At 46.2% G+C, this 13,965-nt stretch carries 10 protein-coding genes; 8 read left to right on the top strand and 2 right to left on the bottom strand.

All coding sequences use genetic code 11. The features are described 5' to 3' along the window. Positions 1-25 precede the first annotated feature (25 nt). A complete protein-coding gene (gnpA, locus tag BN6465_RS14355) occupies positions 26-2,191 on the top strand; it encodes a 1,3-beta-galactosyl-N-acetylhexosamine phosphorylase (RefSeq protein WP_066736490.1) in 2,166 nt (721 codons plus the stop codon). Positions 2,192-2,273: 82 nt separating this feature from the next. Then, a complete protein-coding gene (locus BN6465_RS14350; protein WP_066736488.1) occupies positions 2,274-2,687 on the top strand; it encodes a hypothetical protein in 414 nt (137 codons plus the stop codon). Between the two features lie 396 nt (positions 2,688-3,083). Here BN6465_RS14350 and BN6465_RS14345 read toward each other — a convergent pair whose 3' ends face one another. Both BN6465_RS14345 and BN6465_RS14340 read right to left on the bottom strand, forming a co-directional pair. Next, complete coding sequence (locus BN6465_RS14345; protein WP_066736486.1) at positions 3,084-4,346, bottom strand: Glu/Leu/Phe/Val family dehydrogenase; 1,263 nt, start codon at positions 4,344-4,346, stop codon at positions 3,084-3,086. Positions 4,347-4,350: 4 nt separating this feature from the next. Further along, positions 4,351-5,619: an aminotransferase class I/II-fold pyridoxal phosphate-dependent enzyme gene (locus BN6465_RS14340; RefSeq protein ID WP_154670265.1), complete on the bottom strand. Its 1,269-nt coding sequence runs from the start codon at positions 5,617-5,619 to the stop codon at positions 4,351-4,353. Positions 5,620-5,737: 118 nt separating this feature from the next. Between BN6465_RS14340 and BN6465_RS14335 the strand changes: the two genes are divergently transcribed. From BN6465_RS14335 to BN6465_RS14310, 6 genes are all read left to right on the top strand, one after another. Continuing rightward, a complete protein-coding gene (locus BN6465_RS14335) occupies positions 5,738-6,685 on the top strand; it encodes a LysR family transcriptional regulator (protein WP_066736482.1) in 948 nt (315 codons plus the stop codon). Between the two features lie 68 nt (positions 6,686-6,753). Then, the gene (locus BN6465_RS14330; protein WP_066736480.1) at positions 6,754-8,640 is read left to right on the top strand and encodes a PEP/pyruvate-binding domain-containing protein; all 1,887 of its coding nucleotides are present in this window, start codon (positions 6,754-6,756) and stop codon (positions 8,638-8,640) included. 70 nt (positions 8,641-8,710) lie between these two features. Next, positions 8,711-10,138, top strand: coding sequence for a beta-Ala-His dipeptidase (gene pepD, locus BN6465_RS14325; protein ID WP_227183356.1), 1,428 nt, complete (start codon positions 8,711-8,713; stop codon positions 10,136-10,138). 126 nt (positions 10,139-10,264) lie between these two features. Next, positions 10,265-11,662: an aminopeptidase gene (locus BN6465_RS14320; RefSeq protein ID WP_066736477.1), complete on the top strand. Its 1,398-nt coding sequence runs from the start codon at positions 10,265-10,267 to the stop codon at positions 11,660-11,662. Positions 11,663-11,685: 23 nt separating this feature from the next. Continuing rightward, positions 11,686-12,525 (top strand): hypothetical protein, encoded by an 840-nt coding sequence (locus BN6465_RS14315; protein ID WP_066736475.1) that lies wholly within the window; start codon positions 11,686-11,688, stop codon positions 12,523-12,525. A 50-nt stretch (positions 12,526-12,575) separates the two neighbouring features. Next, positions 12,576-13,886 carry a Gfo/Idh/MocA family protein gene (locus BN6465_RS14310; protein ID WP_066736474.1) on the top strand — a complete coding sequence of 437 codons (1,311 nt, stop codon included), beginning with the start codon at positions 12,576-12,578 and terminating at the stop codon, positions 13,884-13,886. Positions 13,887-13,965: the final 79 nt, after the last annotated feature.

Raw genomic sequence — 13,965 nt, 5'->3', positions numbered from 1 at the left:
GAATAAATTACAAGGAGGTAATTTTATGTCTAAACAAAAATCGACAGGCAGGGTCACAATACCTACCGATGTGGATGTAGTAAAAGAAACGATAGAATTATCCAAACGCTGGGGAGCGGATGCAATACGGGACTGTGACGGTACCGATTATCCGGAGGAGTTAAAGAAAGTAGATGCTAAAGTATATTCCACTTATTATACGACGAGAAAGGACAATGAGTGGGCAAAAGCGAATCCTGACGAGGTGCAGCAGATGTATATTATGACAAGCTTCCACAATGCGGACAAGGAAGAACTGTCTATCCATCTGATGGATCATCTCTATCCGGACATGCTGAAGGTGAATTGCAGGGATGACATCACGAGATGGTGGGAAGTCATCGACCGGACGACAGGGGAAGTGGTGCCGGTAACAGAGTGGAGCTACGACGAAGAGAGCGGAAATGTTACAATCCGTCCGGCAAAGCTGTTCCACGATTATACAGTCAGCTTCTTGGCGTATATTATGTGGGATCCGGTACATATGTATAATGCGGTCACCAATGACTGGAAGGACGTGGAGCATCAGATTACATTTGACGTGAGACAGCCGAAAACCCACGAATACTCTATGAAGCGCCTGAGAAAGTATCTGGAGGAAAATCCGCACGTAGATGTCATTCGCTATACTACATTTTTCCACCAGTTCACTCTGATATTCGACGAGCTGGCCAGAGAGAAATATGTGGACTGGTACGGATATTCTGCATCAGTGAGCCCTTATATTTTAGAGCAGTTTGAAAAAGAGGCAGGATATAAGTTCCGTCCGGAATATATCATCGACCAAGGCTATATGAACAATACTTACCGTATTCCGTCTAAGGAATTTCAGGATTTCCAGAAGTTCCAGATGAGGGAGGTAGCCAAACTTGCCAAGGAGATGGTGGATATCACCCACGAATATGGTAAGGAGGCCATGATGTTCCTCGGCGACCACTGGATTGGAACAGAGCCGTTCATGGATGACTTCAAGGGAATCGGAGTGGACGCAGTAGTGGGCAGTGTGGGAAATGGCTCCACCCTCCGTCTGATCAGCGATATCCCGGGAGTGAAGTATACGGAGGGAAGACTGCTTCCGTACTTTTTCCCGGATACCTTCCATGAAGGGGGCGACCCGGTGAAGGAAGCAAAATACAATTGGGTGACGGCGAGAAGAGCCATACTGAGAAAGCCTATCGACCGGATTGGATACGGCGGATATTTGAAGCTTGCGCTCCAGTTCCCGGAATTTATCGATTATGTAGAGACTGTATGCGATGAGTTCCGTGAGCTGTATGATAATATCAAAGGAACTACGCCTTACTGTGTGAAACGTGTCGGGGTTCTTAACAGCTGGGGAAAAATGCGTGCGTGGGGAAACCACATGGTACATCATGCGCTATACTACAAACAGAACTATTCTTATGCGGGAATCATCGAGGCGTTGAGCGGCGCGCCCTTTGATGTGAAGTTCATCAGTTTTGACGATATCAGAGAGAATCCCGATTTGTTGAATGATATTGATGTGCTTCTGAATGTGGGTGACGCATATACTGCATACAGCGGCGGCGAGAATTGGAAAGATGAGGCCATCGTGACAGCTGTCAAGAAATTCGTATATAACGGCGGCGGATTCATAGGAGTAGGCGAGCCGGCCACATGCCAGTGGCAGGGACGGTTCTTCCAGTTATCAGACATCCTCGGTGTGGAAGAAGAGAACGGATTCAACTTGAACAAGGATAAATACAATTGGGAAGAGCACAGCCACTTTATCACGGAAGACTGTAAGGGTGAAATTGACTTTGGCGAAGGAAAGAAAAATATCTATGCGCTGGATGGCACCACGATTTTGAAGCAGACGGACAAGGAAGTGCAGATGGCGGTGAGAGAATTCGGAAAAGGACGAGGCGTCTATATAAGCGGCCTGCCGTACAGCTTTGAGAACAGCAGGATACTTTACCGCTCTGTAATCTGGGCTGCCGGTGACGAGAAGAATCTTAACAAATGGTTCAGCAGCAATTATAACGTCGAGGTTCATGCTTACGTGAAAAACGGGAAATATTGTGTCGTAAACAATACATATGAACCGCAGACCACCACCGTGTACAGAGGAGACGGTTCGAGCTTCTGCATTGAGCTGGCGGCCAATGAAATCTTCTGGTATACGATGTGACTTTTTTGCTAAATTAACACAAGCAGCGGGAAAGGATTTTCGTACCAATGGTGTAAGAAGGACAGGAGTTAAAGTAAAATAAATGAAAAAATTTAAAGTTATAGGTCTGACAATATTGCTTATTATACTAGTTTCAATTTTAGGTATCTGGGTGTACCGAAAATGGGCATTTGAGCAATTGGAGGGCAATGTGGATTCTATAACTATGGAAGAATTTCAGGGAAGAGTTCTAGATGTCCGTCCTCAAGACAAACATATTGAAATTGAACTGGAAAAAGATATTGACTCTGTAAATGGTGTTCGTTTAAGTAGTGGTGACGTGGTCATATTGGATTATTCATTAAACTATGGGTCAGGGTATGATACTGCTTTTAGTGTTGACGAATGTGTAATAGGGCATTTTTTGTCAGGTCATATTCAAGTGGTAGATAACAGTTATGTGATTACGGATATTACATGGATTCGAAATGTCAATGATGTACCGTTGAAAAACTAGTGGTATGAATAATGAGAAGTGTGTTAGTTATTTGAAATCAGTAGGCGCTACGGATGAATACTTAGAATTATTAACAAATGAACAAATAAAAACGGTAACTCAAAAATTCGACAATTCATCTTACAAAAGTTTAATAAAGTTTCGGCAACACTGAGAAATGATTATGCTTCCATATCTAATTTGGCAAGAGAAAGAAGTGAACCAATCTGTATAACTAAAAATAGAGATTCTTCTCACCACATGGGAGGATTTGAAAAAGATTGAGGGTTATTATCTGATTCGATTCGGTGGGGAATCTGCTATGAAAATTACAGATAATAAGGGGACAGGTCGATGCGTTGGGGACAGTCCCTAACGCGTTGGGACCTGTCCCCTTTGAAGTTTCCTTTAATAATTTTACGGCCAGATAGCTCTTGCCTTCTTTGCGTCGACAACGCGTTTTACGGAAATGAGGTAAGCTCCGGTACGAAGTGACACATGTTTTTCTTCAGCGATATTATATACCGCGTCAAAAGCGGAATCCATGATTCCTTTCAGTTTTTCGTTTACTGTATCTTCTGTCCAGCTTACAGACTGGATATTCTGTACCCATTCGAAGTAAGAAACGACAACACCACCTGCGTTTGACAGGATGTCAGGTACAACGACGATTCCTTTTTCGTTAAGTACTTTATCAGCTTCGCCAGCGATAGGGCCGTTGGCAGCTTCTACAATAACTTTAGCCTTGATTGCGTCTGCGTTGCTTCCGTTAATCTGGTTCTCCAGAGCGGCAGGAACGAGAACGTCAACGGGAAGCTCTAAAAGCTCTTCATTGGAAATTCTGCTCATTCCTTCTTCTTCGTAATCTTTTAACAGGTTGCGTCTGTCTTTTCCAAGGAATTCAAGGATAGCAGGGATATTTAAGCCGCTTTCTTTGTAAATACCACCGGATACGTCGCTGACTGCCACGATGGTCATGCCTTCCTGATAGAGCAGTTTTGATGTCACGCTGCCCACATTTCCCATACCTTGAACAGCAACTGTCGCACCTTCGATTGGACGGGAAAGCTTGCTTAGAATATTTTTTACGGTGAACATAACACCACGGCCGGTAGCTTCATTTCTTCCAAGAGCGCCGCCCAGCTCAATAGGCTTACCTGTGACAACACCATGGACGCAGTGTCCTTTTAACATACTGTAAGTATCCATCATCCATCCCATAACAGCTGCGTTCGTTCCTACATCTGGAGCCGGGATATCCTGATCTGGTCCGATAAGAGGTGCGATAGCCGCTGTGAAACGACGGGTAATTGCACGGATTTCACGCTCGGAGAGCTTGGAAGGGTCACATACGACGCCACCTTTACCACCGCCGTAAGGAATATTGACAACGGCACATTTGAAAGTCATCCATGCCGCCAGAGCTTTTACTTCGTCCAGATTTACTGCCGGATGGAAGCGGATTCCACCTTTTGCAGGCCCACGGGATGTAGAGTGCTGGATGCGGTAGCCTTCAAATACGTGAGTCGTCCCGTCGTCCATCTCCACCGGAACTGCCACCTTTAATTCGCGCTCCGGATATTTGATAGCTTCGATATCACTGTCTGAGTAGCCCAAAAGATCGGCTGCTTCTTTTACAACTGCAAGTACGTTGTCATATGGATTGTAAGTTGTTCCCATAATGTTAGTTCTCCTTTTCTTCTTTTAATAAATGTTCGGTTGCGGCAAGCTTAATGCAGATACAGAATAACTTCATTGCCTTCTCCAGCTCTTCAAGAGAAGGGTAGGAAGGAGCGATACGGATATGGGAGTCTTCCGGGTCATTCCCATAAGGGTAAGCGGCTCCTGCGGGTGTCAAGGTCAGTCCTGCATTTTTTGCCAGTTCTACTGTTCTGGAAGCACAGCCCGGCTTTGTGTACAGAGAGATGAAATATCCTCCCTTTGGAGAGGTCCAGCGCGCATAGCCGGTGCCGCTGATTTCACGTTCGAGCCAGTCAAGCACCATCTGGAAGCGGGGCGCCAGCTCCTTGGCATGGAGCTCCATGTGGTGCCGGATTCCTTCCGGTGTTTTGAAAAACTGTACATGATGAAGCTGATTTAATTTATTGTGCCCGATTGTCTGTGCGGACATGTGCTTTTTTAACTCATTAATATTCTTTTCTCCAGAGGCTACCAGTGCCACGCCGGCGCCCGGGAAGGTTATCTTGGAGGTTGAAAAGAAATAATATGTTCTGTCAGGATGTCCTGCGGATTCACATGCGGCGAGAATATCCTTCAGCGGTGTCCGCTCCTCAAAATGATGCACGCCGTAAGCGTTATCCCAAAAGATACGGAAGTCTTCGGCAGCGGTTTCCATGGAGGCCAGCCGGTCGACTACCTCGTCACTGTAGCAGACGCCTTCTGGGTTGGAATAGAGCGGAACGCACCAGATACCTTTAATCAATGGATCCTTAGCGGCCAGCTCACTGACCATATCCATGTCTGGCCCATCTTCCAGAAGAGGAACGGGAATCATTTCAATTCCTAATTCTTCACAGATTGTAAAATGTCTGTCATATCCCGGTACCGGACAGAGAAATTTGACCGGCGTACCTTCAAACTTGTAATAATGCCATGGTTTACCACCGCCTGTACCGAAAAGGCACAGGGATGCCATCGTGTCGAACATCACATTCAGGCTGGAAGAGGCCCCCGCGATAATCCGGTCTGCATTGATACCGAGCAGTCCGGCAAAGAGGTTTCTACATTCCGGGATTCCGTTAAGGATACCATAGTTTCTGGCGTCCGTGCCGTCTTCCAATTTATAGGAAGGAAATGCGCCCAAAAGCCCTGCACTCAAATCAAGCTGTCCGCTGCCCGGCTTTCCTCTGGCCATATTTAATTGAAGCCCTAGAGTCTTGAAATCGTCATACTGTTTCTGCAGTTCGGTCAACTGCGTTTCTAATGCTGCCATAACTTTCTCCTTCGTTATTTTTTTGCTTGTCATTATTATAAAAAGCAATTAGAATAGAAGCAAATACTTATATTTATATACAAAATATAATCAAATAATTATGTCAAGGGAGGAAACCATGTTTACTAACATGCGTTATGTGTATGAAGTATATAAGGCAGGGAGTTTTTCTAAGGCGGCAAAGAACCTTTACATATCTCAGCCGGCCTTAAGCGCAATGGTCAAAAAGGTCGAGGCCAAGGTCGGGATGCCGTTGTTCGACAGAAGCACCAGCCCTATCCAGCTTACGGACTGTGGGAAAAAATATATGAAAACAGCGGAGAAAATTATGGATCTGGAGGAAGAGTTTGCCTATTACGTTGGCAATCTAAATGAATTAAAAACCGGACATTTAGCTGTCGGAGGCTCTTATCTTTTTTCCGCCTTCATACTTCCGGACATTATTCAGAAGTTCCAGAAACAGTTTCCGCATGTGAAAGTCAGCTTGTTTGAGGGGCATACGCCTCAGCTGGAGAAGAAGCTGTTCTCCGGGGAACTGGATATGATTATTGACAATTACCTTCTGGATGAAGAGATTTATGAAAAGCACTTTTTGATGAAAGAATACCTGCTGCTGGCAGTTCCTGCCTCATTCCCCAGCAACGATGGGGCGGTTTCATGGCGGCTGAGCGCGGAGGATGTGAGAGCGGGAAGGCATCTGAAGCCTCAATTTCCCGGTGTGCCCTTGAAACTCTTTGAGAATGACCCGTTTGTTGTCCTGCGCGCGCACAATGATACCCGTGAGCGGGTGGAGGCCATCTGCAAACGGGCGGGAGTCAATCTGAACATGTCACTTAAGCTGAACCAGCTTCTGACCACTTACCACCTGACAGAGAGCGGAATGGGGAATTCATTTATCAGCGATACTGTTGTCAAATGTATGACCCCGAATCCAAATGTTATCTATTATAAAATTGATGATCCGGAGGCAGTGAGAGATGTATGCCTCTACTACAGAAAAAATAAATATCTCACAAGAAGCATGGTGGAATTCATGAATCTGGCGGTTGCGGACGAGACGGTATAGACAAAAGGTTATGGGGGATATAGACGGCCGGTTATATGGCGCGGCAAAAAATATAGGAGGAAGAAGAGATGGAAGAATGGAAGACGCTGCTCGAGAAAGAGAAGCTTACAGCCGGAGACAAGAAACTGCTCTGCAGTGAATTTATGTCTTCAGAAGAGCGGATGCAGACTCTGATCGTCAAATATTTTGATGTGGAAGATTTTAGAAATGTTGCCAGAAGGCGCATCGGAACCGGACTGATTGGCGGGAAGGCATGCGGCCTGCTGGCAGCCAGAAAGATTATAAAAGTGAATCTGCCGGAATATGCGGATGTGCTGGAGCCCCACGATTCTTTTTTTATAGGAACCGATGTATTTCTTGATTATTTGGAAGACAGCGGATGCCGGGAACTGCGGGAAAAGATGAAGATAGAAAAAGAGAAGTTTCAGGAATATGAGATTCTCAAATATAGAATCCGTCATGGAAAGTTCCGGGAGGAAATCAGGAGGCAGCTTCGCCGTATTGTGGAAGAATATGGAGATACACCTATGATTATCCGTTCCAGCAGCTTTCTGGAAGATGGGTACGGCAATGCCTTTTCCGGAAAGTATGAGTCTATATTCTGCACGAACCAAGGGAGTGAAGAGGAGAATCTGGAGGAGCTTATCCGTGCCATACGAAAGGTCTATGTCAGCACCGTCAATCCGGCGGCCATAGAATACCGGAGGAAGCGCAAGCTTTTGGGCGCGGACGAGCAGATGGGGCTTCTAGTACAGCGGGTAGCTGGTACTCGGTATGACGATTACTATTTTCCGGTGGCGGCAGGCATGGGATGCTCTTACAATCCCTATAAGTGGATGGAGCATTTGAATCCGGACGCGGGGATGCTCCGCATGGTCATGGGACTGGGCACTAGGGCGGTGGAGCGTACGCCGGGAGATTATCCGAGGCTTGTAGGGCTGGACAGGCCTCAGGCAAATATGCGCACTACCATTGCCGAGCGGCACAAGTTTTCTCAGAGACATGTGGATGTGCTGGACTTGAAGGAAGGTAAAGTTGCGGCAAAGCTTCTGAAGGATATTATTCCTCTTTTAGACGAAGAAAAAAAGAAGCTGGTGCTGAGCCGTGATACGGATGCGGAATATATACTGGCCCAAAGGCGGGATTACCGGAAAGTCTATTTTGCCGACTGTCAAGGCTTTGTGGAAAGAGAAGAATTTGTAGAGCCGATGAAGCATATTCTGAAAGTGCTGGAAGAGGCGTATATGCGTCCGGTGGATATCGAATTTGCGGTGTCCGATAAAGGGAAGGAAGGGATGCGCATCAATCTGCTCCAATGCCGTCCGCTGCAGAAGACTGTCTCGGAGAAAATCAGTATTCCCGAGGGGGTGGAGAGTGAAATCCTTTTTGATGTGCGCAGAACGTCCATGCGCCGCTCTAAGACGGAAAAATTAGAATACATCGTGAGGGTGGACCCACAGCATTATTACGAGCACCCTTATGCGGAAAAGTTTCAGGTGGCACGTGTCATAAGCAGAATCAACCAGTATTTTGAGGAAAACGACAAGAAAGCCATGCTGCTCGTGCCGGGAAGAATCGGGACTTCTTCGCCGGAGCTTGGGGTTCCCGTCGTCTATGCGGATATCAGCCAGTTTATCGCCATCTGTGAAGTGGCTTACGGCAAGGCCGGATATCACCCGGACCTCTCCTACGGAAGCCACATGTTTCAGGATATGGTGGAGGCGGATGTATATTATGGAGCCATAAATGAGAACAGTAAGACCAAGATATACCAGCCAAGGCTGTTGAAAAAATATCCTAATGTGTTCGGAGAAATGTGGAACGGCGAGAGTGATTTGTCGAAAATTATCGAAGTCTATGATGTGTCGCAGGGAGATGCCAGACTGATACTGGATGAAAAAGAGGGCCGTGCGGTATGCCGGCTTGCCAATGAGGAAGAAGAGATACCCTATTGACTTTGACGGCGGCGAGGGACTATGATAATTAGGCATGAGCAAATATTTTTACATAAGGAGATACAATAAAATGGATTGTCAAAAGGTTATTTCTTATTTTAAAACAATCTCTTCTATTCCGAGAATGTCGGGGGACGAGCAGGCGGTCAGTGATTATATCATGGAGTTTGCGAAAGAACGCGGATTGGAAGCGGTGAGAGACGGTATGAATAACGTGATTGTCAAGAAGCCGGCGACAGAGTCTGGATGCGATGAGACCGTAATTCTTCAAGGGCATCTGGACATGGTGTACGTGAAGACGGAAGACAGTACCCACCGGTATGAGGATGGAATCAAGATAAAAGAGAATGAGGAATTTTATTATGCGGGAGATACCACCTTGGGGGCGGATAATGGAATCGCGGTAGCATATTGTCTGGCCGTTCTCGACAGTGAGGAGTTGAAACATCCAAATCTGGAGGTGATATTTACCGCACAGGAGGAAGTGGGACTTGCTGGAGCTGATGCCATGGACATTTCCACATTAAAAGGAAACAAATTCATTAACTTAGATTCGGAAGAGGAAGGAATCTTTTACGCAAGCTGTGCGGGCGGACTGCGGTGCAGGATGTACTGGGATATCGAGACGAAGCGGCAGGAAGGAACGTACCATATGTGGAAAGTTTCTCTCCATGAGTTAAAAGGCGGACATTCCGGCATGAATATCTCCATGGGGCGCGGCAATGCCATCGTGCTTTTGGGGAGGATACTTCAAGGTTTGCGGGAGCTGGATGTAAAGACCGCACAGATTCATTTCCCGGGGAAGGCCAACGCAATACCGAGTATGGGAAGCTTGTGCGTTTACGCAGAGCCGGAAAAGCGGGAAGCGGTGGAAAAGAAACTGGCCGGGCTGGAGGCCGTATTCAAAAAGGAACTGCAATATACAGATACTATCGCAATTAAGATGGAAGAAGCGGTAGTCGAGAACCCGGAGACATATACGGAAGAGTTGCAGGAGAAACTAATTAATAGTCTTGTGCTTCTGCCGAACGGTGTGTTTACTTATTCTCAGTCTATGGAGGGACTGGTAGAATCCTCTATGAATCTGGGGGCGTTGTCGGAGGAAGACGGACGCATGATGCTTCTTGCCATGATAAGAAGTTCTGTGGCATCAAGAAAGTATGAATTGCGGGATAAGCTCTACATCATCGCGCAAACCTTCTGCGATGACTGCACTTTTGAAAATGACTATCCGGGCTGGGAGTTCCGCAGGGAATCTATGCTCCGGGACTTGTCCGTGGAAATTTATGAAGAATTGTTCGGGAAAAAAGCAGAGGTTGCCGCAATCCACGCTGGTCTGGAATGTGGTTACTGGGATGACAAAAAGCCGGGCATGGACATTATTTCTATGGGACCGGATATGTACGACGTACATTCACCGGAAGAAAGGGTGTCGAAGCAGTCTGTCGAGAACATGTGGAGATTTCTTGTAGCATTGCTAGAGAGGCTGGCAAATTAGAGGTATAAATTTTGATATCGTAAGTTAAGCAGAATGTTTGACTATAGTGTGTTCCTGAGGTATACTAAGAGCAGTGTGATACCGATGACTTACGGTATTAAATTTCAAAAAAAGAGAGGGTTAGAAATGGAAAACAAAAACATCTGGAATACTTACGGCGAAGCAGAGTTAAAGGAGCTTGACGCTATCAGCGAAAAGTACAAATCCTGTCTGGATATGGGGAAGACAGAGCGGGAATGTGTGAGCGTGGCAGTGGACATGGCAAAGGCTGCAGGCTACCGTGAAATCAACGAAGTCCTCGCAGAGGGAAAGCCACTTAAAGAGGGCGATAAAGTCTATGCTGTGTGCATGGAAAAGATGCTTGCTATGTTCCGTATGGGAGAAGAGCCGATTTCAAATGGTATGAATATTTTAGGGGCGCATATCGACTCCCCGCGTATCGACGTAAAACAGTATCCGCTGTATGAGAATGAAGGATTTGCATATCTTGATACACATTATTATGGCGGAATCAAAAAATATCAGTGGGTTACCGGGCCATTGTCTCTTCATGGCGTAGTGGCTAAGAAGGATGGTACAAGGGTTCAGGTCAGCATCGGAGAGAAAGAGTCTGATCCAGTATTTGTAATTACCGATCTTCTGGTACATTTGGCAGGAGACCAGATGGGCAAGAAGGCCAGTGAAGTAATCGAAGGCGAGAAGCTCGATCTTCTGATCGGCAACCGTCCGATTGAACAGGCTGAGGGTCTGGATAAGGAAGACAAGGATGCGGTAAAAGCCAATGTACTTAAGCTTCTTAAGGAGTCTTATGATATCGCGGAGGAGGATTTCTGTTCTGCAGAGCTGGAAATCGTTCCGGCAGGAAAGGCCAGAGACTGTGGACTTGACAGAAGTATGATTCTTGCATACGGACAGGACGACAGAGTGTGCGCATTTACTTCTCTGTTCGCGATGATTGATGTTGAGCACACAAAACGTACTTCCTGCTGTCTGCTCGTGGACAAGGAAGAGATCGGAAGTGTTGGCGCTACAGGCATGCACTCACGCTTCTTTGAAAATAAAGTGGCTGAATTAATCGCTCTCAATGAAGGGGAATCAGAGTTGAAAGTGCGCAGGGCAATGGAACGTTCAAGAATGCTTTCTTCTGATGTCAGCGCGGCCTACGACCCGATGTTCGCCGAGGCGTTTGAGAAGCGCAGCTCCGCATTCTTCACAAAGGGGCTTTCCTTCAATAAATTCACAGGAAGCCGTGGTAAGAATGGCTCCAACGATGCCAATGCGGAGTTTTTGGCAGATATCCGCAGAATCATGGATGATGAGAATGTGGCTTACCAGTTCGCAGAGCTTGGCAAGGTAGATGTAGGCGGCGGTGGAACTATCGCTTACATTATGGCAAACTACGGTATGGAAGTTATAGACAGCGGTGTCGCTGTACTTTCCATGCACGCACCTTATGAAATCAGCAGTAAGGCCGATGTTTATGAGGCAGTAAAAGGATACCGTGCATTCTTGAAAAGAGCATAGATAGAAAGAGAGGGAGACGGGGTATGATATTCCTTGCGGCGGCCATCGGCGCCAATGTGTGCATGACCTTTCTGATGAAATACTCGGAGACACATCAGGGTAACCGGTATGCACTGAATATATGGAATTATCTGACCGGAACGATTGTAAGTTTTCTTCTTCTCAAAGATAAAAGCAGATTGATAGTAAGAGACGGAGGCGTCACACTGGGGCTTGCCGCATTTAATGGAATTCTATTTGTGGCGGCGCTGGTCATGATTCAAAAGAGCATCTTAAGAAACGGCGCGCCTTTGACTACTACATTTAACAGGCTGGGAATTTTAATTCCTACCGTATTTTCGGCGGTTTTGTTCGGCGAGATACCGGAAGGGGTGCAGGTTCTCGGCCTGTTGCTGTGTGTGTTTGCGATTATCTATATGAACACAGGGAAGGAAGAAGAAAGACCGGCGTTCGCGGCAGGACTTCTACTTATCTTTATACTTGGCGGTATGGTGGACTTTATGTCAAAAATATACAGCCGTTATTTTGGCGGTGAGAATCAGAAATATTTTGTACTCTACACATTTCTTTCCGCATGCATTGTCAGCACCGTGATGTTTTTTAGACAGAAACAGAAGATGAGGCTTCAGGATGTGCTTATCGGGATTGGGGTAGGCATTCCCAATCAATTGACAACGCTTTTTATTTTGTGGGCATCTATGAAACTGCCCGCTTATATCGTATATCCGACCTACAGTGCAGGACTGATTCTGCTGGTCAATATTATAAATTTTGTGGTGTTCCGAGAGAAACTGAGCCGCAGGCAGTATGCCGCCACGGGCTTAATCGGGGCGGGACTGATATGTATTAATATTATTGGCTGACAGTAAGCAGTACCGGCGGTGGGCATTATTGCCAAAAATGGAGGGAAATTATGGGAAAATGTATTACAGTGGCCCTTGCAGGGCTGGGGAACCGAGGAAGAGAAGTATACGCACAGGCAGCAAAAAAGTATCCGGATAAAATGAAGATTGTTGCTGTCGCTGACATTGATCCAGAAAAAGTAGCGCTTACAGCTGAGGAATATGGGATTCCTAAGGAAGCGTGTTACACGAGTGCGGAGGAAATGCTGAAGGAGGATAAACTGGCGGATGTCATGTTTATCACGACACAGGACCGTCAGCATGTGGGACATGCGATTCCTGCCCTGAAAAAGGGATATCACTTGTTATTGGAGAAGCCAATTTCACCGGAGATTACGGAATGTGAGGAGTTGGCCGCTGCGGCAAAGAAATATGACCGCAAAGTGGTAGTGTGCCATGTGCTCCGTTATACTCCGATTTATAAAACGGTAAAAGAGCTGTTGGACGCAGGTGAGATTGGTGAAATAGTGTCCATCATGGCAGTAGAGAACGTAGGCTGGTTCCATCAGGCACACAGTTTTGTCCGGGGGAATTGGGCGAATTCCGATGAGACAAGTCCTATGATTCTGCAGAAATGCTGCCATGATATGGATCTGTACCTCTGGCTTGCAGGAAAAACCTGCGATTCTATTTCCTCTTTTGGCAGCACGCATCTGTTTAAAAAAGAGAATGCTCCTGAAGGATGTACAGAGCGCTGTCTCGGCGGCTGTAAAGTAAAGGAAGAGTGTCCCTTTGATGCGGAAGAAATCTATATGAATAATAAATACATCGGATATCATACAGGCAACAGAACATGGCCTTTAGATGTTCTGGTCAATGAGACACCGACAGAGGAGAATATCAGAGAAGCGATAAAAAACGGCCGCTTCGGAAGATGTGTTTATCATTGTGACAATAATGTAGTGGATCATCAGGTAGTCAATCTGAATATGACGGACGGTACGACAATGAGCTTCACTATGTGTGGTATGACGGCGGATATCTCCCGCTATGCCAAATTTATGGGAACGAAGGGCGAGATGTATGTCAACATGGATGTAAATACGATGGAGGCGAATGAAATTACAATCCGCAAGTTCAATTCTGATGTGGATAGTGAGACTATCGATGTAAGTACATTGTCAGATGATTTCTCAGGACATGGAGGCGGCGACTATAAGATGGTGGAAGAATTTTTGGATATTATCAGCGGAGAGAAGGCGGAGAGTCCATATGTGACTTCGCTTGACCGCTCTTTAGAAAGCCACTACTGTGCGCTGGCAGCCGAGGAATCAAGGGTAAACGGCGGGGCGGTCATCAAATTAGATAAGTTCCGCAAGTAAAAAGGGAGGGCTTTAGGTCTTTACTGTACAGAAATATCTGAATAAGTTTGAGAAAACAGAAAATCCGTGGTATGATGAA

This window comes from Bariatricus massiliensis (assembly GCF_900086725.1).
GTDB lineage: Bacteria > Bacillota > Clostridia > Lachnospirales > Lachnospiraceae > Allocoprococcus > Allocoprococcus massiliensis.
Note: the sequence above shows the minus strand (reverse complement) of the source record. Positions and strands in the feature narration are given on the sequence as shown.